Raw genomic sequence first — 19782 nt, forward strand, 5'->3', positions numbered from 1 at the left:
ACAGAAGAAAAAAGCCCAGGAGCTGCTCAATAGTCCGGAAGGAATTCAGAGACGAAAGAAAAGATGTTTTGATGTTGAACCCGTTTTTGCTAGTATTAAAAGCAACCACGGGTTTAAACAATTTATGCTCAGAGGCAAACAAAAGGTTGAAATTGAATTTGGCTTACTGGCAATTGCACAAAATATCAGAAAAAAGGCTGCTTAAACGAGCATTTTAGCCCAGCTGGCAAATTAATCTCGCTGAGATTTGATTGTATGAATTCAAACCTCAGTTTTGCCGTGGCAAATAACGTAAATGAAAGAGGGTGCCTCATTTTGGTTTTGAGACACCCTCTTTGCTTTGATAAGTAGTAGTGAAAAATTAGTTTATATTATTGATTTTTATAACAAGCTATTAATCATTCGGTTACTGAGCTAATCGCATATAGCTAATTGCCAACAGCTCCTTATGCAATATTACTGCTCCGGATCCAGATAGTATTCCAGATTTTCCTGGGTAATGATATCCAGCGGCAGAAATTTAATCGGCGGAATTTCTTTTTTGAAAACCAAATGATTGGCCAGCTGATAAATCCCCCAATACCCCTGCCCTAGCGGATTTTGATTGATCAGAAAATCAACAAAACCAAGATTCAGGTAATGCAGATTCTGCGGAATTAAATCGTAGCCGACCAGTTTGATATGGTTCAGCTTATTTTTTTCAAGATACTGGGCAATGGCAAAGGCTTTCGAGTTGGTCACATAAATCGCCCTTAGTTCCTTTTCGCCCGCCAAAAGCTGATCAAGATTATGGTCAAACGATTCACCTTCCGAAAAATTCAGCGAAGCTTCCAGCACCTTGTATTTATCCGTCAGGTTTTTTCTGATAAAATAATCCTTAAAACCCTCCTCTTTTGTAATCAAATGCGCGGAATTGGGCAGATCTTCATCAATATGCAAGACGAGCATCGAACAAGCATCCGGCAAACCGAAACTTAAAATCTTGGCCGCCAGAAACCCGCTTTGATAAGAATCCTGCCCGATGTAGCAAAGGGGATTTATGTTAGAAATCTGAGTATTGAACAACACGTAAGGAATTTCCAGCGCTTCCCATTCCTTAAAAAAAGGTAATACTTCCTTGTAAAAAAGCGGCGCTACGAGAAGTCCGTCGGGATGTTCGCGGGTTACGTCTTTTGCTTTTTCAATAAAGGAACTAACATCATGCGGATCGAAAATAAATCGGGTAATCGAAATTCCGTACTGTCTGAGATCCTTTTCCGCCTTTGCAATACCATGTTCCGGAAATTCCCAGTACGGGTCCGTTTTAGGATCTGGAACCAATGCTATAAAACTGTAAGTCTTCTGCGTTTTCAAAGACTGAGCCAAAAAATTTGGCTCGTAATTCATTTCCTTAATAATTTTCAATACTTTTTCACGCACATCTTCCGCCACTCTCCCGCGGTTATGCAAAACCCGGTCAACAGTTCCCTTAGACGTTTCAGCGCGCTCGGCAATATCTTTAATTCGTACAATCTTCTTTTTCACTGTGTCAACAATAACGAGCGGGAATGTACCCGGATTTCATTTGTATAAAAATAGTACAATTACTATCATCAACCCCGAAAACTTATTCTATGGCCTCTATGGCAACCAAAACAATAAAATTTCAACACATTATTTAATATTTCTTAGAAATTAAAAAAATGTGCATTAGATTTACAAAACTAATCAGTAAACGATAAAAATATTATGTGTTCGTGCACATCACAAAAAAACTAGTGCGTGCTCGAACACTTTTCTTTAAAATTACTTGCTTCGTAACAGATTACAAGTAATTTTGCATTAAATAAAAATGTAAAAAGAAAATTCGTTGATTTAAAGCAATAACCGCTGTTTTCGTTACGCAGATTCCAATTGCATTATATTATTCCTAAACCCTTAAAAAGTCCTTACTAGTTCTAAACTCTTGGACCTGGCGTGCAGAATTCAAATTCTGCACGTTTTTTGTTTGCAAGCCTCAATTCTATGTAATTTCAATCGTTACATGATCGTCCTGCGGATAAGCCGTGCAGGTCAGTATCCATCCCTGCGCAAGATCCCCATCCGTAAGCACATCGTTAATGGTCATGTGTACACTCCCCGATTTACAGACGCCCGCACAGGTAGCGCAACTCCCGCCCTTGCAGCTGTAAGGCAAATGAATACCGGCGTCCAATGCCGCCTGAAGAATTGTTTTATCTTCCGGTATATACAAGTCGTAACCGTTACTCTTAAAAATCAGACGGATGCTATGCGGCAGCGCAACGCTTGGCACAGGTGACGGATTACGGACCACAAAGTTTTCCCTGCGTATCTGATCCCTCCCAAATCCCATATAATGCAGCGTGATCTCGGTAGTCCGCATCAGCTCAAAAGGCCCGCAAATAAAAAACCGTGCGTTTTCAGGTCGATAAGAAAGTGCCTTATTGATCATCTGTTCCAGCCTTGTATTATTGATCCGGCCTCGTACACCATTCCAGTGATCAGTAGGTTGGCTGTGAATATGAATTACCTTAAGTCTTTCCGAAAAACGTGTTTCCCAGTCGCTGAGCTGTTCCATGAAAAGTGTACTCTTTTCATTTCTGTTCGCATACAGCAGTGTCACTTTACTGTCAGTTTCCGAGGAAAGTACCTGTTTCAAAATAGAGAACAGTGGCGTGATGCCACTTCCGGCTCCGATCAGGACAATATCCCTTGGCCCTTCCAATGATTTTTCGAGCGTAAATCGCCCCGAAGCAGGCAAGACCGTAAAAACATCTCCCTCATCAACTAAGTCGATCCAGAAGCGGGATATTTCTCCGTTTGGCACACGTTTAACGGTTACGGCAGGATATTCATCCACATCGGGCGCCGAACTCATCGAATAGGAACGCCTTACCTCATGCCCGTGTATAGCAATCAAAAAAGTAAGAAACTGACCAGCCTGGTAATCCAGTTTCCCGCCATCGGTTTTCTCGAAAACAAAAGTTCTGGTGTCATGGCTTTCAACAATAATTTGTCGCACACGAAGCAATATTGTCACATCTGTTATTTGTTCCATAAAGTTTCATATTCCGCCAGTAGCGTCCAGTTATGCGCTTCACAAAGCCAGTGCATGTGAAAAATCCGTGTGCTCGAAATCCTGTAAAGTAATTTATTCTCATAGGCCGTCATTAAGCCCGCGATAAAGAAGTGAAAATTTTCAAAATCCTTTTTGGTAAACGTTTCAACAGGAATACGCTCCGTCCGCAAACCCAGCCGCAGCAGAGAGGTAGACAGAATAACCTTGTCCATCGGATTTCGGGTTTTCTTTAATAACGCCATTGTATCGTCAATAAGTTTTTGCCGAATGGGCTCCAACAGAGAAGGCCTAAAAGCAGCCATAAGCCGACTGACATGATAGATAATCAGCGGCGTGCGGGGATATTGGTGTGCGCACCGGAATGGAACCGTGAGGTAGCGGCCGGTTTCAATCACAGACCTTATATAAGTCAGGCTATCCTCGTCGTGTTTATTTAAAGGTAAATCATTTTTAAAGACAAAATAAAGCAGATTACTAAGCACGCAAACATCAAATTCGATATACATATTCTTCCCAAACCAGGTCGAATAGGCCTTAAGATTCCGATATTCCGGATATGTATTCCGTATCCACTGCTTTGTCCCGTTGGCGTGTAAAGTGAGTTTCTCTTTAAGCCATAAAACCTCCTCATGCTCCGGATTTGTCGTGAGGTATGCAAAAGCAGTGTCATCCACATCATCCGGAATGCGAAAATGCTCAAAATGCCTAAAAATATGTCCGTTCGGGAAATGCTTGGACGGTTTTGTCTTCCAGAAATTATAGGTTTTCAATCCATCCTTATTCTGAAAATCCGGATAATTTTGAATAACCCGTGAGGTGATCCCTTTGATCTGCTGCTGCGAAACAAAATCCGCCTGCTCAAAAATGGATTGTAAAGTAAACGTAATAATCGCCGAAAAGAACATCGTCGTATCCGGCCGGTTATAACCAATTAGCCCATTGTCCCGATAAGCCGGAAAAATTCCTTCCGGAAAATACCGGTCTCCTTTTGACTGAATATTTTCAATTTTAGCAATGAAATGCTGTAACGTGTCTTTCATGAACCGGAAAGCTAGCAAATTGTCACAAAAAAAGAAAACCCAGCCTGTTGAGGCAAGGGTTTCTTTAGAGCGATCGGCCGTCAGCAGTCGACTTTCGGCCTGGGTTATTAATACTAGCCGAAAGCTGATAGCTGACGACCGAAAGCCTAAGTTATACTCCTTCGGCAACTACTTCTTTTACATCAGGCACCATGCGGGTCAATAAATTTTCGATCCCGGCTTTCAAGGTCAGCGTAGACGACGGGCATCCGCTGCATGAGCCCTGAAGCAATACTTTAACTGTTCCCGTATCTTCGTTAAAAGAGTGGAAGTTAATGGCACCACCATCAGATTCTACGGCCGGGCGCACGTACTGGTCAAGTGCTGCTTTTATTTTCTGAACCGTATCTGAATCTCTTGAATCGACAATCAGTGTATTTTTCTCGATTGTTTTTTCAAAAAATACCGGTTGATTTTCTTCGAAATAAATTTTAATAAACTGTTTGGTATCACGCAAAACCTCTTCCCAGGCAATATCATCGCCTTTTGAAATCGTTATGAAGTTGCTGGCAATAAAAACCCTTTTTACATGAGGAAACTGAAACAAATCTCCCGCCAAAGGAGAGCCGCTTCCTTCTTCCAAAGTCGATTCCAGAGAAGGATAATCAAATGAAAGTCCCTCAGGTACCAATTCGAAATTCAGGACGAATTTCATCGAATTCGGGTTCGGACTTAATTCTGTATATACAAATACGGGACGTTTTAACATGGTATTCAATAATATCTGGTATAGGACAATTCTTACGATCCTTGTTTAGAACACGTGTTTTGCTATTTTGGTTTAAACCAATCCAAATAAAAACAGAAACCCGCTGAATAAATCCAGCGGGTTTCTAAAATCTTACGGATTAACCGAAAATCTTTGGACTATGCTTCAGCAGTAACTTCAACTGCAGCAGCGATAGGTTCGATGTGAACGAAAGATTTGTTAAGACGTGTTTTACGGAAAACAACGTGTCCTTCAACCAAAGCAAACAAAGTATGGTCACGACCAATACCTACGTTATTGCCTGGGTTGTGTTTCGTTCCGCGCTGACGAACAAGAATATTTCCTGCTTTCGCGTGCTGACCGCCGAACAATTTTACACCAAGACGCTTGCTTTCTGATTCACGTCCGTTCCTTGAGCTACCTACACCTTTCTTATGTGCCATGATATCTTACTTTTTGTTTTTTCGATGATTGTGAATAAGCCGGGATTAGTTAAAACCACAGCCGCAGCGGAATACCGCCTTTAATTAAGCTACGATTTCGTCAATGCTGATCTTCGTCAAATACTGACGGTGACCATTCTTAACTTTGTAACCCTTACGTCTCTTCTTTTTGAAGACGATCACTTTTTCACCTTTAAGGTGTTCAAGCACCGTAACTTTTACAGAAGCGCCTGCTACTGTAGGAACACCTACTTGTACTGTGCCTCCGTTATCAACGAGTAGGACTTTGTCAAACACAAGAGCAGCGTTCACGTCACCTTCAAGCCTATGCGTGAAGATTTCGCGACCCTTTTCAACTTTAAATTGCTGACCTGCGATTTCTACGATTGCGTACATGATAATAATTTATGATAAACTGATATTCAAAAACGAGGTGCAAAGATAAACAGATATCAACAGAATCACAACGGTTTATCGTAAAAAATACTGCGGGGTCATTAAAAACAATTCACCTTCATCACGCATTTCGGATACCTGCGTATTGGAAACCCGAATAAATAGCTAATTTCGTACGTTTTAGATATACCAGTATACAAAGCGAAAACGGGTAAGTATGCAATCCGACGCCCTTTTACCAGTATTAACAAAGGTTAACATTTCATTCGGTTACTTTTATATAAACTAACGTCATGAGCATTGAATGAATACTAAATTAAACAAGATGAAACTCTTTCTGTGGATTTCACTTATTGCCCTCTCTGGCGTAGCCTCTGCGGCTAAAAACGACTATAATGACATTACAAAAAATACAACGGAGGTTTTGCAGTCCAGCGGATATCAGGTTGGCGATGGGGTTGCCAATTTTAAACTGAAAAATATTGACGGAAGAATCATCTCGCTTGCCGATTTTTCTTCTTCTAGAGGGGTTATCGTAGTATTTACGAGCAACCACTGCCCTTTTGCAAAAGCGTATGAGGACCGGGTTATTGCTTTAAACAACAAATATGCTTCCCAGGGATTTCCGGTGATTGCTATCAATCCGAGCGATCCGGGCACACATATGGACGACTCATTTGAAAAAATGAAAGAGCGCGCATCCTCAAAAGGGTATAACTATCCCTATCTGGTCGATGAAATGCAAACTGTGGCCAGGGCATTCGGCGCTGCCCGCACACCCCAGGTGTATGTTGTTTCAAGAAGCAATGGCCGCTTTGTTGTTCAATATATTGGCATGATCGACGACAATCCACAGGATCCTGCCGGAGCCACTAAATTTTATGTGGAAGAAGCCGTCGGCAACTTAATTGGCGGTAAGCCCGTGGTCACGATGTCGACCAAGCCGATTGGATGCGCCATTAAGTGGAGAAATTAATTCCAGACCCTTTTAATATCGTTCCCTCTTATCTTTTATTTCACTCATGAAGACTTCAGCATTTGCCCTGTTTGTTGCATTATTGATTTCAAATAACTTTAGTAGTTTCGGTCAATCCAAAAAATTCTCGGCCGAGGGTGAATTTACGGCCAATTGTGAAGGTCCCGCTGTGGATTCGGAGGGAAATATCTATGCAGTGAATTTTGCCAGAGACGGCACCATTGCCCAAATGAACCGCCGTGGAAAATCAGGTTTCTTTGTAACGCTCCCAAAAGGAAGTACTGGAAATGGCATCCGTTTCGCGGATAAAAACACTTTTTACGTAGCCGATTTTACGGGACATAATGTGCTGAAAGTCGATATGATCACGAAAAATGTGACTGTTTTCGCCAACGAGCCCAGAATGAACCAGCCTAACGATCTGGCAATCACCAAAAGCGGCCATATTTTTTGCTCAGATCCTAACTGGAAAGAAGGAACCGGACAGATATGGCATGTTTCACCGGCGGGAAAAACCCGGCTGGTCGCTGAAAAAATGGGTACAACCAATGGTATCGATATCAGTCCGGATGAAAAAACTTTATACGTCAACGAGAGCGTTCAACGCAATGTCTGGGCATTTGACCTTGCTTCGGACGGAACATTGTCCAACAAACGCCTCATCCATACCTTCGCCGACGGCGGCATGGATGGCATGCGCTGCGATATCCATGGAAACTTATACATCGCCCGTCACGGCAAAGGTGAAGTGGCGGTACTTTCACCAGCCGGTAAAGTGATCCACACCATACCCACCATCGGTAAGAAAGTTTCCAACATCTGTTTTGGCGGAAAAAATGGCAAGACCTGTTACATTACCCTTCAGGACCGTGGCTGCCTTGAAACTTTCAAAGCAAAAACTGCCGGACGAGAATGGCAGATGATGAAGGAATTTTCTGCCGGGAAGTAAGATTTGAGCGACCCGGTTTTATCCATAAAAGTTTCTATTACAGAACAATAACGATTCGCCTGCTAAAATAATCTGGCCAGAATTGAGTAAATAAAGTTTTATCTATTTACTTTGTAAAACAAAGTACTTTAAATAAAAACCATGACACTAAATACACTGCTCCGCTATTTAAAGGGAAATCACAAAGTGGCCTTGCTAGCGCTGGTTTCTGCTTCTTCTTTATCGCTTTTATTTTTCAGAATTCTTATCACACAAAATCTCGGCTTTATCTTTCTTCCATGGAATTTATTCCTTGCCTGGGTGCCCCTTTTTTACATTAAATGGGTTTGGCAAAAAGAGCTCTCGGGCGCTATCCCGTTCTGGCTGCTGCTGATACATTTATCCGTCTGGCTGCTTTTCTTTCCGAATGCGCCTTACATCATCACCGATCTGCTTCATTTGAGAGCAACCTCAGCGGACATGATCTGGTTTGACGCGCTCATGATTTTCACGTTTGCGGTTTCCGGCTTTCTGACAGGACTTTATTCTATCAGAATCGTCCATCGCCTGCTGACGCATCGCTGGAATGAGTCAATTGCCTGGCTGGCCATCGCCGGTTCGATGTTCCTGAGCGGATTTGGTGTCTTTTTGGGCAGATATGGACGCTGGAACAGCTGGGATATTATTGCACAGCCGATGTCACTGGCGCGGGGCATTTTACACAGCATGCGTGACCCTTTTGCCATAAAACACACCTTCACGTTTTCGTTCGTGCTGATGTTGTTGTACTTTGCATTCCATATTTTCGCAGAAATGAAAAGAAATGACTCAACCCATAAATATTCGTAAAGCGCTTAAAAGTTTCCGTTATGCCGGTGTCGGCATTTACGATTTATTCCGGCAGGAAAACAACGCAAAAATCCATTTACTGGCTGCCGGCCTGATCGTAATAGCCGGAATCAGCTTTAAACTTTCAGCAACAGAATGGTGCATTATCACGATTCAGATTGCGCTGGTATGGTCCGCAGAAGCTTTTAACACGGCGATTGAAAAACTGGCCGATACGGTAACCACAGACTACCATCCGTCGATTAAGATCGTAAAGGACGTGGCCGCAGCCGGTGTTTTGATCCTTGCAATTTCTGCCGTTGTTGTAGCCGGATTTATCTTTTTCCCAAAAATCTGGGAATGCCTGAACTAAACTCTTATCTCCGAATCTGATTATATATGTCCGCAAACCAAGACTCACTACACACCTTAAACGAAATCCGCGACCTGATGGAACGGTCAAACAAGTTCCTTTCACTGAGCGGATTAAGCGGTGTTTTTGCAGGTATTTTCGCATTGATCGGTGCAGCTGTGGCTTATGTCCGTTTAAAAACAGACTGGTTCACCGAAAGTTTTTCATCGTATGATACCTCCGGCGCCATTACCCAAAAAGAGGCCATAAACTTTCTGCTTCTGGACGGGACACTGGTGCTGTTCTTTTCCTTAGCCATTGGCATTTTACTGACGGTTAGAAAAGCACACAAAAAGGGGTTTCAGGTTTGGAATAAAAACTCGCGCAGGCTACTTCTGGGTATGATCATTCCCCTTGCAACCGGCGGGATATTTTGTCTGGCTATGCTTTCTTATGGTTACATCTGGCTCGTATTGCCGGCCACTTTGATTTTTTACGGATTAGCTTTGTTTAACGCAAGCCGTTATACCTGGCCGGAGGTTTCCTACATGGGCATTCTTGAAATTATTATTGGCGCTATGGCGCTATTTTTCACCGGGTTTTCGCTTTTCTTCTGGGCGCTGGGGTTCGGCGTGTTACACATTGTGTATGGGTTTGCGATGTATCACAAATACGATCGTGAAGGCGGTAGTTCTTTTAAAACGCCAAAGGGCGGACTTTCGGCTTTACTGCTTATCTTGCTTTCCTCGGCTTTTTGTCAGGCACAAATACCATCTGCTTTACCCACAGACACCACCGCCAGAAAATGGTACGATAAGGAAACAATCTATCTTCAGGGCGCTAATAGTTATATAAAAAACAATGTTGTGTATACCGGACAAAAAGCGATCAGAAAGGAATTTATGATTTCTGAAGGCGGTATGCAGTTATATCTCGGTTCGAGGCGCAAGCGGAATCTCGCCCTGGTTATCTCCATTGCCGGTTCTGCCGGCTCCATTTTTTCACTGGTAACAGGCAACCGGGATGCACTGAAAAAATTCTTTTGGGTATCCCTCGGCACCGGACTCGCATCGACAATCATTACGGCACAGGCCAATAATCAGCGCGATCAGGCGGTATGGCTTCGCAACCGGGATGCGCTACTTTTTATGGAAGTCAACAAATAGTTCTCAATGACTTCATAACTTGCGGGCACAATGGAATGGTTAGAAAAATTTAATAAAGTATTTGAAAGTAAAATTCGCCTCGGATTGATGTCCGTTCTGGTGGTGAATGATGCCGTAAGTTTTAATGAACTGAAAGAGCTCCTGCAACTTACGGACGGGAATCTCGCGTCACATCTGAAGGCGTTGGAGGAAACGGCATATATCCTGGTTCAAAAACAATTTGTCGGACGAAAACCCAATACTACTTACAAGGCGACGGAAGCCGGACAAAAAGCCTTCACCGACCACCTTCAGGTTTTGGAAAATATGATCCGACAAAATATGTAAACCGGATAGCAGTTAAAATAAAAGCGCAGGGCATGAAATTTCGTGCCCTGCGCTTTTATTTTAACAATCGTACTATTTAGAATTTCAAAGGAACAGCGAAACCCGATTTATCCCACTGGAATTGTAGCTCAGTGTCTTTAGCTGTGAATGTCAGTTTTTCCTCAGAAGCTGCATACGTTTTCGCAGGAACTGTAATTTTCAACACATCCTTTGCCTTATTTTTTTCATAATCATAAGCACCAGACTGGCCCACAACGCTGTTCAAAATAACGCTCCATTCTTTTTCACCAGGTATGGTAAACAAACTGTAAGTACCTGCCTTAACAGCCTTGCCTCCAAACTGACCATCTTTTTTAAATGTAATTTCAGTAGAAGCATTGGCACCGGTGCGCCAGATTTTACCATATTTTTCAAGACTTTCGCTTCCTTCTTTACCAAAAAGTACACGTCCTTTTTTCGATGGCTGACCATAGGCCACGCTTACATTTTTGCCGTCAGCAGTAACTCTCGGGCTTTGTGCACATGACCAGCTAAATGCAACAAATGTCAATAATAAAGAGAAAAGAGTTTTTTTCATAAATTTGTTTAGTAATGGTGGTTATTGAATCAGTAACGAAATACGTAATTCAAAAGTTGTGAACCAAGTCATTTAGTTCAAATTTCGTACTTTTGAAAAATGACTTCCGGAGAGCAAACACAAGTACGCAACAATTTTTTCGACACCAAAATCGAATTCCTTAAAGGCGTCGGTCCACAGCGGGCCGCACTGCTTAATCAGGAATTGGGTATATTCAATTATGGTGACCTGTTACAGCATTATCCATTCAGGCATGAAGACAGGACTATCTTTCACAGGATAAGCCAGTTAACCGAATTATTACCAGCTGCCCAAATCAAAGGCCGGTTAAGAGAATGGACGATTGTTGGTGAGGGAGGAAAAAAACGTCTCGTCGGCCAGTTTACGGACGGTACCGGCACGATCGATCTCGTATGGTTTCAAAGTATAAATTATTTCGAAAAATACCTGCGCCCCAATGCGGAATATATTGTTTATGGAAAGCCCGTAACCTTTGGGTCAAAGTGGAGCATCACACACCCGGAAATTGAATTATTAACCCAGGAAAATGAAAAAGGCGGTTATTGGCAGCCCGTTTATCCGCTGACCGAAAAACTCCGCAGGAAATTTGTTGACAGCAAAGCGATCGGTAAAATGATACGGGGTCTACTGGAAATTGCCAGGCCGCATATCCGTGAAACGTTACCGGAAAATCTGGTTCAAAAATACCGGATGGTAACCAAAACGGATGCACTCTGGAACCTGCATAATCCGCAAAGCCAGGCCTGGCTTCATCAGTCACAACGAAGATTGAAATTTGAAGAGCTTTTTTACAACCAGTTCAGGTTAATTAAAAACAAGCTTTTACATAAAACCGAATTCCCGGGACTGGTCTTTCACAGAACCACGCTGCTGCGTGAATTTTACGAAAATCACCTGCCTTTTGAGCTGACCGGCGCCCAGGTACGTGTACTCCATGAAATCCGTGAAGATCTGAAAACCGGAAAACAGATGAACCGGCTCTTACAGGGTGATGTAGGTTCCGGCAAAACGATCGTTGCTTTTATTACGATGCTTTTGGCATTGGACAACGATGCACAAGCCTGTCTGATGGCGCCCACAGAAATCCTGACGGATCAGCATTATCAGGGGCTTAAAATATTTGCTGATTTGCTAGGCATCAATATTGGTAAACTGACGGGTTCAACAAAGAAAAAAGAGCGGGAGCTTATACACGCGCAACTGCTGGACGGCTCCATGCAGATTATCGTCGGCACACATGCACTGATCGAAGATATCGTGCAGTTTAAGAATCTGGGACTGTGTGTTATTGATGAACAACACCGGTTTGGCGTTGCCCAGCGCAGTAAGTTGTGGGCCAAAAACCAGTTCACCAATCCCCATATGCTGGTCATGACGGCGACGCCTATTCCCAGGACGCTGGCCATGACACTCTACGGAGACCTGGACATATCGGCGATCAATGAACTACCGGCGGGAAGAAAACCTATTAAAACCGTGCATCGTTATGACGCGCACCGGCTTTCCGTTTTTGGTTTTCTGCGGGACGAAATCGCAAAAGGGAGACAGATCTACATGGTTTATCCCTTGATTGAAGAATCGGAAAAACTGGATTTAAAAGACTTGATGGACGGTTACGAGAGCATTGCCCGGGCATTTCCCGATGTACCGTTAAGTATCCTTCACGGAAAAATGAAGCCCAAAGACAAGGATTTCGAAATGGCACGTTTTGTCAGGGCAGAGACCAAAATAATGGTAGCGACCACGGTAATTGAGGTTGGGGTTAATGTCCCAAATGCCTCTGTGATGGTTGTTGAAAATGCCGAACGCTTTGGTTTATCCCAGCTTCATCAGCTGCGCGGACGGGTTGGTCGCGGAGCGGAACAATCTTATTGTATTCTGATCACCGATTATAAAATCAGTAAGGAAACCAAGCTACGGCTGGAAACCATGTGCAGGACCAATGACGGTTTTGAAATTGCCGAGGTAGATTTGCAACTGCGTGGCCCCGGTGACATCTCAGGCACCCAGCAAAGCGGACTTATGGATCTGTTAATTGCCAATCTGGCGCAGGACGGGGAAATTTTAAAAGCAGCGAGAATTTCGGCAGAAGCAATTTTAAATACTGATCCTGATCTGGTGCAGCCCGAAAACGCGCCGATCCGGAATCATATCAATAACATGCGGAAGGAAGAGACGAACTGGAGCCGGATTAGTTAAAAAATTACGCTGACTGCAACCCTTTTACATCGGCATTGATAAAATGCCTGATAGTTTCACGGCTAACCTTTTTTTCCGCATGCCATAAATCATATTTTTTCTGCAAATTCATCCACAACTCCGCGCTTGTACCAAAAGCTTCCGACAGCTTTATAGCCATTTCCGGACTAATACCCGATTTCATATGGAGGATTTGTGACAAGGTTTTGCGATTTACACCCAAACCTTCGGCAATTTCCGTTATAGTAAAGGTTTCATTAGTTTCCTCTCTCAATCCCTCAATCATGCCATTTAAGATTGCCCCTGGATGGGCCGGACGCATTCCTCTCTTCAACATAACAATTTCCTTTTAATGATAATCTACAAAGTCAACATCGTAAGCACTGCCATCCATAAAACGAAAAATGATCCGATAGTTCGCGTTTACTTTTATTGAATAAAAATCCTTTAGCTCTCCACTCAACTTATGCAACCGATAACCAGGAATATTTAACTGCTCCACATCGTTCGCAGTGTCTAACAAAGATACAATTTCCCGCACTTTATCCACCAAATGACCCGTAAGCTTTGAGGCATTATCATTTTCAAACAAAAGTTTAATTCCTTTATGCTGAATACTTTCTATCATAACCGCAAATGGACAACCAATAAAGCTTCCTCCGACACAATTTGAGACGTCAGAAAACTAAAAAGTAATCCTGTTTGCAACACACAAGCGTTCGGATACGATTCTCGAATCCATCCAAACACCCCCAAAACAAAAAAGCCCCAGAAGTATAACAAACTTCCGGGGCTTTCATAAAACAATATAATCTTATCAGGCAACCACTTCCCTGATCTCACTTTTAAATTCAAAAGATTGAGGTCTTGTCACGTGCAGCGCTGCACCCAGGGATGTCGCATAAGGCAAATCCGTCGCATACACTTTATGATCAGGAAAATAACCTGCGATCAAGCGGGTAAATATCTCATTTTTAGCAAATCCGCCATCAATATAAATGGAATGCACATCCTTGACACCGATCAAATTCAGTGAAACTTTAAGCATTTCCGTCAGTCCCTTGATCAAATGATGGTAAGCAGCCTCCGGTGATGCAAAGGCACTGATCTGCCATTCCTTCGTATTTACTTCCGGAAATGGCCCGTTTCCAGCCATACAGGCCGCATAAAACGGAGGCGTATCGGCTTTTAAAATCTCTTCGTTATAGGCTACCTTCTTATAAAAGTCTTTCTCAACTTTGAAATATTCCGCAATTCGTTTTACCTGAAAATCGTGCTCACGGCCCATAAACAGACGCGACGTCGTGACGCCACTACCTTCCGGTGTCAGGTAATTCATGCAATCCCGATCCAGCTGGTGCGAGGTAAGCGGTTTAGAATAAAACGGATTGAAGTTAATACACCAGGTACCGGTGGACAATAATACAAACGGCTTTTTAACGGCCATTCTGTACGGTACCAATGCCGATGAACTATCGTGAAGACCAAATCCTGATTGTATTGTTTTTTCAGCATCGCGATAAATAAACGACGACGAGGCCAATACCGGCGGAAGTTTTTTCTGAATACCTTCCTGTTTTACCCAGTCATGATAATCCCACATTTCAAAACTCCAAAGTGCCGTATGACATCCTATGGAGGTATAGTCACTGGCTTTTCTTCCAGTCAACAGGAACAAAATATACTGTGGTAAATGAAGCGAGGAAACTATCTTCTTATAAACATCAGGTTTGGTATGTTTAAGCCAATACAGCTGCATACCCGAATTCAACATGCCCATAGCCGGTGAGCCCGTCTGCAGTGCAATGCGTGTCGGATCGCCGTGGGTGCTGTAAAATTGGTTTAAAAGTGCCTCAGGAAGCGGTTTTAAATAAGAATATAACGGTGTAACCGGTTTATTGGCTGCATCCAGATGGACCAGACTCGCTCCATAAGCCGCGGCATTCACCGCCTGAATATGATATTTTGGATTATTCTTTAAATCAGCCCAGCGCTCTTCAACCCATTGCGTTAACAATTCAATATTTTCCGTTGGAAATCCATCCTCATCCGTTGTCTCAGGAAGCGACTCGGTAACTTCTTCTATGATCTGATACTTTTCATCAAAAAGTACATACTTCTTATTGGTTCTGCCAATATCAAAAACCGCCGTTACTTTCATTATTTTGTATGCGCTATCACTTTTAATATACGGAAATCTATTTTTCGGTTAATATAGTGACTTTACTTTAAAAGCTATACCCTTAGTCTGACTTTTAAAAATCTTACTTATTCACCGAATATCATTAAACCAGGCTTCCTGATCCCCTACTCGGATTTTTCCAGAATTGGCTTTAAAACGGTCACCCAGCGTCTGTAACCTTCCTCGTTCATGTGCAGGCTGTCTTTCAGGAATATGCTGCCGTCGGGACGTCCGTTTTTCATCATCACAGGCCACATATCGATATATTGATGGCGGCGGTCACTTTTGATAAAATCGCTGATGAGCTTGTTGGCCTTTTCAACATCTGCCTTTTTAGCCCAGCGCGAAGGCGAAGGCTTTAACGAGACACCGAAAATCCGTGCAGCGGGTTCTTTTTCATGAATTAACTTCGTTAATGTCACATAGGCATCCCTGACCTGCTCAGGCGTTTTTTTCTTTTCGCCAAACATGTCATTTTCACAGTAAATGACAATGGTTTTGGGATGATACTTAAAAATGGTGCGATCGGCATAATGAATTACTTCCGGTAATGTTGATCCGCCAAAACCACGGTTTATGATCGGCATAGGCGCTAAATCTTTATCAGCGTTTGTCCATTTCGTAAACGTGGAACTTCCGGCTAAAACGATACCGCCCGCTGTCGGCATTTTTTCAGCATCCTTTTTCTCAAAAGCAACAATGGCACTTTCGGATCTGTCAACCGCATAATCCGGCTCCCAGGGGGGATCAATGGAATTATAATTCGGTTTCTGACATGAAACAATGGCAAAGAGACCGAGTACAATAAAATATTTTTTCATCTTAAATAAAAAGTGGATATACCGAAGAAGGCATATCCACTGCGTTTTTAATGTATCTAACTGAATTATTTACGACCTCTGGCAACGTTATCTGCCATAAAAATAACGTAACCCGAAGCCTACACTTGGGAAGGTAAAACTGGGAGAGAATGCATAGGTCAGTTGCTTGGTTTTTCCGCCGTAGGACTGATCTCCAATTTCACTCTTGGTAAAAGCATATCCAACATTAAATGGATTGGAAAAAGCCAGGCTGCCAGATACCCACCATTTTTCCGATAGCTTATAATAAAGCCCGGCATTTAAACCAAAGGATAGTGAAATTTTGCTCGTTTGCGTCTCCAATAGTTCGTGACTATTGGAGAGCGTCGAAAATTCCTTTGCATTCAAGTAACCCAGGCTGATATCCGGACCACCGAAAATACCGAGCTTATCATTAAAATGCTTGTAGAAATGCCAGAATTTACCCAGGCCGAAACCGACATTATTTATACCGGATTTGTCAATTATTTTACTCTCGCCATTGTTACTCGTATAATAGTTCGCTTTTTTCCCTCCAAGCGAATTGCTGAGACTCCAACCTGACACGCGTGTATCAGTCTTAAACTTCCCTAAATTGATATTAAAGTTGTAACCGTAATTATTCGATGCTGCTACCTGAGAGGGATTTTGATTGCTAAAATTTATCCCGGCTGATCCTGAAATAAATCGCTTGCCTTCCAACTGCGCATGCGCCATTTCAGAGCCGCCCAGTAATAACATGGTAAATAAAAAGAATATGTTTTTCATAGCTGTGCTTATTTTTTTTGAAAATACCAAGATGCTCTGACCGAAAAATAACTGGGAATACTCGTTGTCAGGGCGGAATTAAAATTGACCGATTTTGTGTTCAAAAAATCCTGATAACCTACGCCCAGAGAAAACAGATTAATATCCGATTCCAGCGCAAAACGCGGTGTGATCCAGTAAGATACGCCAGGTGCTATTTTCAATCCGACATCGTAACCCTCCTCCACATCGTCTCCATCGCTAGCCAATGATTTAATTTTCAGGTAAGACAAATCCAGAGAAGCGTGTAAAAAAATGGCCCACTTTGCATTAATCGATTTGTATTGTCTAACAAAGGGCGAGAGCCTGTAACTGGTTCGGTTGTGCCCGTCTTTAACTTTGATTCCGGTGTTATCATATTTAAACCGTACAAAATTCCACGAGGCCGCGGCTTCCAAACCAATCATTCGATTAGCCTTAGTCATTTTGCCAATTTGAAAAGAAGGTTGAATTGAAATCTGGCTCCCTTTGGCTTCTTCGCCATTCGACTGTTTATTATGATTCCCGCCAAAACTGACCGTACTGCCCAGATACTTCGTATCCTTTTCCAGCTGGGCTTTGACAGGAACCGCAAGCCAAAGGAAGCTCGCAATTAAAATAAGAAGTGTTTTTTTCATGACAGGATGAGTTGGTTTACCGGACAAGATAATCAAGTTTATGTAACCGGTGTAACTATTTTGTTTTTTTAACAAAAAATATAACAAAAAGAGGCGACTGCTGGTCGCCTCTAAATATTACCTGTACCAAAATTCACCTAACTATTTTACCAAGTCGCTAGCCCGCAAGCCGGCTTTGACTTTAATTTCACGGTTTTCCTTCTGCAATTAATAAATTCCTGTCCAGTTACCCTGACGATAATATTGCAGCAACCTTTGTTTCATCAGGTATTCATACTTTGCCTGGATCGCATTGGCTTGTGCTTTTCCAAGATTGGCTTTTGCCAGCGCATATTCAAAAATATTGGCCGTCCCGGCATTAAGTTTACTTTCCACAACTGCAAAACTGGCCGTCAGCGATTCGGATTGGCCCTCCGCCGCGGCATAACGGTCCGCAGTACTGTTTACTTCCAAAACGGCTATTTCCACAGACTGACGCAACAATTGCTTGGCAATATCAAACTGGTTCTGCGCCTGACGCTCCTGCACTTTTGCAACCTCCACCCGTGGACGGGTCACCCATCTTCCCATAATCGGGATATTTAGCCCGAGGCTTAAAGAACCATTTCTGGTGGCATTCAGTTGATTAAAATAATCAAGATTACTGTTGGTTGAAGCGTAAAAGGCATCAATATTGGCCCGTAACGTGAGCGATGGAAAGTTATTGGCTTTGATCGATTTGACGAGATAAGTATAACTTTTTCGGCTCAGTTCTGCACTCTTAATTTCAGGAAACTGTTTCAGGGCATCTTCATAAACCGCGGCCGCATCCTTTGAATCCTCCGGCAAAATAAATTCTGAAAGTGGCTCAAATTCAACGGCATCATCCGGCTCAATATTCATTCTCTGAAAGAGAGCCAGACGCGCAGTTCTGTAACTATTCAGCGCCGTCACCATATCAAATTTGTCATTGGCCAGCTGTGCTTTGATTTCATACAACGTGCTTTGCGCCGCAACGCCCGCATTTAACTGTTTTTCAACACGATCAACCTGCTGCTTTGACGATTCAACCTGTTGCACATAAGATTCGTATAAGGATTTTGTTGCCAGCACATTTACGTAGCCCTGCATCAGCAGAATCGTTTGGGCATTTAAAACAGCTACCCGGTTTTCCATCGCTGATTCTTTCAAAAACTGGTTCTGTCGAATCTGGTTCTGGATTTTGAAACCCTGAAAAATTGGCATCTGAAACCCTGCGCCGATGGAATTATAATTATAAAGCTGATCAATATACGTATTGGTATACTGATCAATACTCCGCCCCAGATTTAAACTGTGATTGGCTCCGATAGAAATTTGCGGAAGTATCTGGGATTTTGTCTGCCTGAGCTGCGCCTGCGCCGCCTCAGCCTGGAGGTTCCCGGCCTGATAGGTCAGGTTATTCTTGCTAAGCAGCTCCACACAGTCTGCAAAGCCCAGTTTTTTTTGTGCCTGGGTTACACAGGGAAGCAGACAAAGGAGTAATAATAATCGTTTCATGACTAATAGACAAATGATAGAGAATATGCAATTTTAAGCCAGCCAGCCATCTTTCAACCTTACTACACGATTTCCGTAGGTAGCATTGGCCTCCGAATGCGTTACCTGCACAATGGTTACTTTATCCTCCTGATTAAGTTTTTGAAATAATTCCATAATTTCCACAGCTTGTTCAGAGTGCAGGTTTCCCGTAGGTTCATCTGCAAAAATCACCTTGGGACTATGAACAATGGCACGGGCTACACCCACCAGCTGCTGCTGCCCGCCCGAAAGCTGATGCGGGAAAAGATCTTTTTTAGCAACCATGTTAAACCGGTCAAGCAATTCAGCGACGCGGCTTTTCCGCTCTGAACCCGAAACACCTTTATACAAAAGTGGCGTCTCAATGTTTTCATAAACCGTAAGTTCGTCGATCAGGTGATAAGCCTGAAACACAAAACCAATATGATGACGGTGTAATTCCGTACGTTTTTTCTCAGTTAATTTCTGAACCGGGTCATCCAAAAACAAGTATTCCCCTTCGGACGGTTCTTCCAGTAATCCCAGAATGTGAAGCAGAGTAGACTTTCCGGATCCTGAGGGCCCCATGATGGAGACAAACTCTCCTTCTTTAATATTCAAATCAATGTGGCGGAGTACATAAGTCTTGCCAAAACCAGCCGGATAGTGCTTAGATATTTTTTCTAATTTGATCATTATTAATTAGGATTTGAGATTCGATCCACAAGAAAAGACATTT

At 42.8% G+C, this 19782-nt stretch carries 23 protein-coding genes; 8 read left to right on the top strand and 15 right to left on the bottom strand.

The window, feature by feature from the left end; all coding sequences use genetic code 11:
* A partial coding sequence (locus RB622_RS07710; RefSeq protein ID WP_308045979.1) for a transposase occupies positions 1-205 on the top strand: 205 nt, incomplete at its 5' end.
* A gap of 251 nt (positions 206-456) precedes the next feature.
* Here RB622_RS07710 and RB622_RS07715 read toward each other — a convergent pair.
* From RB622_RS07715 to rplU, 6 genes are all read right to left on the bottom strand, one after another.
* Positions 457-1524, bottom strand: coding sequence for a substrate-binding domain-containing protein (locus tag RB622_RS07715; RefSeq protein ID WP_308045980.1), 1068 nt, complete (start codon positions 1522-1524; stop codon positions 457-459).
* 478 nt (positions 1525-2002) lie between these two features.
* Positions 2003-3058: a ferredoxin--NADP reductase gene (locus RB622_RS07720; RefSeq protein ID WP_308045981.1), complete on the bottom strand. Its 1056-nt coding sequence runs from the start codon at positions 3056-3058 to the stop codon at positions 2003-2005.
* Complete coding sequence (locus RB622_RS07725) at positions 3046-4119, bottom strand: hypothetical protein (RefSeq protein ID WP_308045982.1); 1074 nt, start codon at positions 4117-4119, stop codon at positions 3046-3048. Before RB622_RS07725 ends, RB622_RS07720 begins: the two co-directional genes overlap by 13 nt.
* Positions 4120-4270: 151 nt before the next feature.
* Complete coding sequence (locus RB622_RS07730; protein WP_308045983.1) at positions 4271-4867, bottom strand: NifU family protein; 597 nt, start codon at positions 4865-4867, stop codon at positions 4271-4273.
* A 158-nt stretch (positions 4868-5025) separates the two neighbouring features.
* Positions 5026-5310 (bottom strand): 50S ribosomal protein L27, encoded by a 285-nt coding sequence (gene rpmA, locus RB622_RS07735; RefSeq protein ID WP_308045984.1) that lies wholly within the window; start codon positions 5308-5310, stop codon positions 5026-5028.
* Positions 5311-5394: 84 nt separating this feature from the next.
* Entirely contained in the window at positions 5395-5706 is a 312-nt protein-coding gene (rplU, locus tag RB622_RS07740; RefSeq protein WP_308045985.1) for a 50S ribosomal protein L21, read from the bottom strand.
* A 325-nt stretch (positions 5707-6031) separates the two neighbouring features.
* Here rplU and RB622_RS07745 point away from each other — a divergent pair, with 325 nt between their 5' ends.
* From RB622_RS07745 to RB622_RS07770, 6 genes are all read left to right on the top strand, one after another.
* Entirely contained in the window at positions 6032-6682 is a 651-nt protein-coding gene (locus RB622_RS07745; RefSeq protein ID WP_308045986.1) for a thioredoxin family protein, read from the top strand.
* A gap of 46 nt (positions 6683-6728) precedes the next feature.
* Positions 6729-7631: an SMP-30/gluconolactonase/LRE family protein gene (locus tag RB622_RS07750; RefSeq protein WP_308045987.1), complete on the top strand. Its 903-nt coding sequence runs from the start codon at positions 6729-6731 to the stop codon at positions 7629-7631.
* Positions 7632-7772: 141 nt separating this feature from the next.
* Positions 7773-8459, top strand: coding sequence for a DUF1361 domain-containing protein (locus tag RB622_RS07755; protein ID WP_308045988.1), 687 nt, complete (start codon positions 7773-7775; stop codon positions 8457-8459).
* Positions 8434-8811 carry a diacylglycerol kinase family protein gene (locus tag RB622_RS07760; protein WP_308045989.1) on the top strand — a complete coding sequence of 126 codons (378 nt, stop codon included), beginning with the start codon at positions 8434-8436 and terminating at the stop codon, positions 8809-8811. The genes RB622_RS07755 and RB622_RS07760 overlap by 26 nt, the downstream gene beginning before the upstream one ends.
* A gap of 26 nt (positions 8812-8837) precedes the next feature.
* Positions 8838-9956 carry a hypothetical protein gene (locus RB622_RS07765; protein WP_308045990.1) on the top strand — a complete coding sequence of 373 codons (1119 nt, stop codon included), beginning with the start codon at positions 8838-8840 and terminating at the stop codon, positions 9954-9956.
* Positions 9957-9986: 30 nt separating this feature from the next.
* On the top strand, positions 9987-10283 hold the full coding sequence (locus RB622_RS07770) for a transcriptional regulator (RefSeq protein ID WP_308045991.1): 297 nt from the start codon (positions 9987-9989) through the stop codon (positions 10281-10283).
* Between the two features lie 76 nt (positions 10284-10359).
* Here the strand turns inward: RB622_RS07770 and RB622_RS07775 are convergent, their stop codons facing one another.
* Positions 10360-10860, bottom strand: a complete 501-nt coding sequence (locus RB622_RS07775; protein ID WP_308045992.1) for a DUF2911 domain-containing protein — start codon at positions 10858-10860, stop codon at positions 10360-10362.
* Between the two features lie 99 nt (positions 10861-10959).
* Between RB622_RS07775 and recG the strand changes: the two genes are divergently transcribed.
* Positions 10960-13080 (top strand): ATP-dependent DNA helicase RecG, encoded by a 2121-nt coding sequence (gene recG / locus RB622_RS07780; protein ID WP_308045993.1) that lies wholly within the window; start codon positions 10960-10962, stop codon positions 13078-13080.
* A gap of 4 nt (positions 13081-13084) precedes the next feature.
* Here the strand turns inward: recG and RB622_RS07785 are convergent, their stop codons facing one another.
* The 8 genes from RB622_RS07785 to RB622_RS07820 form a co-directional block, all read right to left on the bottom strand.
* Complete coding sequence (locus RB622_RS07785; protein ID WP_308045994.1) at positions 13085-13417, bottom strand: HigA family addiction module antitoxin; 333 nt, start codon at positions 13415-13417, stop codon at positions 13085-13087.
* Positions 13418-13429: 12 nt separating this feature from the next.
* A complete protein-coding gene (locus tag RB622_RS07790) occupies positions 13430-13708 on the bottom strand; it encodes a type II toxin-antitoxin system RelE/ParE family toxin (protein ID WP_308045995.1) in 279 nt (92 codons plus the stop codon).
* A 189-nt stretch (positions 13709-13897) separates the two neighbouring features.
* Complete coding sequence (locus RB622_RS07795) at positions 13898-15241, bottom strand: FGGY family carbohydrate kinase (protein ID WP_308045996.1); 1344 nt, start codon at positions 15239-15241, stop codon at positions 13898-13900.
* A 146-nt stretch (positions 15242-15387) separates the two neighbouring features.
* Positions 15388-16083, bottom strand: coding sequence for a GDSL-type esterase/lipase family protein (locus RB622_RS07800; protein ID WP_308045997.1), 696 nt, complete (start codon positions 16081-16083; stop codon positions 15388-15390).
* Positions 16084-16170: 87 nt separating this feature from the next.
* On the bottom strand, positions 16171-16869 hold the full coding sequence (locus RB622_RS07805) for a hypothetical protein (protein ID WP_308045998.1): 699 nt from the start codon (positions 16867-16869) through the stop codon (positions 16171-16173).
* Positions 16870-16877: 8 nt separating this feature from the next.
* Positions 16878-17525: a hypothetical protein gene (locus RB622_RS07810; protein ID WP_308045999.1), complete on the bottom strand. Its 648-nt coding sequence runs from the start codon at positions 17523-17525 to the stop codon at positions 16878-16880.
* A gap of 207 nt (positions 17526-17732) precedes the next feature.
* A complete protein-coding gene (locus RB622_RS07815) occupies positions 17733-19043 on the bottom strand; it encodes a TolC family protein (RefSeq protein ID WP_308046000.1) in 1311 nt (436 codons plus the stop codon).
* A 33-nt stretch (positions 19044-19076) separates the two neighbouring features.
* The gene (locus RB622_RS07820; protein ID WP_254561276.1) at positions 19077-19739 is read right to left on the bottom strand and encodes an ABC transporter ATP-binding protein; all 663 of its coding nucleotides are present in this window, start codon (positions 19737-19739) and stop codon (positions 19077-19079) included.
* Positions 19740-19782: the final 43 nt, after the last annotated feature.

Source organism: Dyadobacter sp. LHD-138 (assembly GCF_030929615.1).
Classification (GTDB): Bacteria; Bacteroidota; Bacteroidia; order Cytophagales; family Spirosomataceae; genus Dyadobacter.

Coding starts and splice junctions, on each gene's coding strand:
- RB622_RS07720 (WP_308045981.1), bottom strand. CDS start 3,058: ATGGAACAAATAACAGATGTGACAATATTGCTTCGTGTGCGACAAATT.
- RB622_RS07815 (WP_308046000.1), bottom strand. CDS start 19,043: ATGAAACGATTATTATTACTCCTTTGTCTGCTTCCCTGTGTAACCCAG.
- rplU (WP_308045985.1), bottom strand. CDS start 5,706: ATGTACGCAATCGTAGAAATCGCAGGTCAGCAATTTAAAGTTGAAAAG.
- RB622_RS07760 (WP_308045989.1), top strand. CDS start 8,434: ATGACTCAACCCATAAATATTCGTAAAGCGCTTAAAAGTTTCCGTTAT.
- RB622_RS07790 (WP_308045995.1), bottom strand. CDS start 13,708: ATGATAGAAAGTATTCAGCATAAAGGAATTAAACTTTTGTTTGAAAAT.
- RB622_RS07775 (WP_308045992.1), bottom strand. CDS start 10,860: ATGAAAAAAACTCTTTTCTCTTTATTATTGACATTTGTTGCATTTAGC.
- RB622_RS07750 (WP_308045987.1), top strand. CDS start 6,729: ATGAAGACTTCAGCATTTGCCCTGTTTGTTGCATTATTGATTTCAAAT.
- RB622_RS07810 (WP_308045999.1), bottom strand. CDS start 17,525: ATGAAAAAAACACTTCTTATTTTAATTGCGAGCTTCCTTTGGCTTGCG.
- RB622_RS07730 (WP_308045983.1), bottom strand. CDS start 4,867: ATGTTAAAACGTCCCGTATTTGTATATACAGAATTAAGTCCGAACCCG.
- RB622_RS07725 (WP_308045982.1), bottom strand. CDS start 4,119: ATGAAAGACACGTTACAGCATTTCATTGCTAAAATTGAAAATATTCAG.
- RB622_RS07755 (WP_308045988.1), top strand. CDS start 7,773: ATGACACTAAATACACTGCTCCGCTATTTAAAGGGAAATCACAAAGTG.
- RB622_RS07805 (WP_308045998.1), bottom strand. CDS start 16,869: ATGAAAAACATATTCTTTTTATTTACCATGTTATTACTGGGCGGCTCT.
- RB622_RS07820 (WP_254561276.1), bottom strand. CDS start 19,739: ATGATCAAATTAGAAAAAATATCTAAGCACTATCCGGCTGGTTTTGGC.
- RB622_RS07800 (WP_308045997.1), bottom strand. CDS start 16,083: ATGAAAAAATATTTTATTGTACTCGGTCTCTTTGCCATTGTTTCATGT.
- RB622_RS07745 (WP_308045986.1), top strand. CDS start 6,032: ATGAAACTCTTTCTGTGGATTTCACTTATTGCCCTCTCTGGCGTAGCC.
- RB622_RS07765 (WP_308045990.1), top strand. CDS start 8,838: ATGTCCGCAAACCAAGACTCACTACACACCTTAAACGAAATCCGCGAC.
- RB622_RS07785 (WP_308045994.1), bottom strand. CDS start 13,417: ATGTTGAAGAGAGGAATGCGTCCGGCCCATCCAGGGGCAATCTTAAAT.
- RB622_RS07770 (WP_308045991.1), top strand. CDS start 9,987: ATGGAATGGTTAGAAAAATTTAATAAAGTATTTGAAAGTAAAATTCGC.
- rpmA (WP_308045984.1), bottom strand. CDS start 5,310: ATGGCACATAAGAAAGGTGTAGGTAGCTCAAGGAACGGACGTGAATCA.
- recG (WP_308045993.1), top strand. CDS start 10,960: ATGACTTCCGGAGAGCAAACACAAGTACGCAACAATTTTTTCGACACC.
- RB622_RS07795 (WP_308045996.1), bottom strand. CDS start 15,241: ATGAAAGTAACGGCGGTTTTTGATATTGGCAGAACCAATAAGAAGTAT.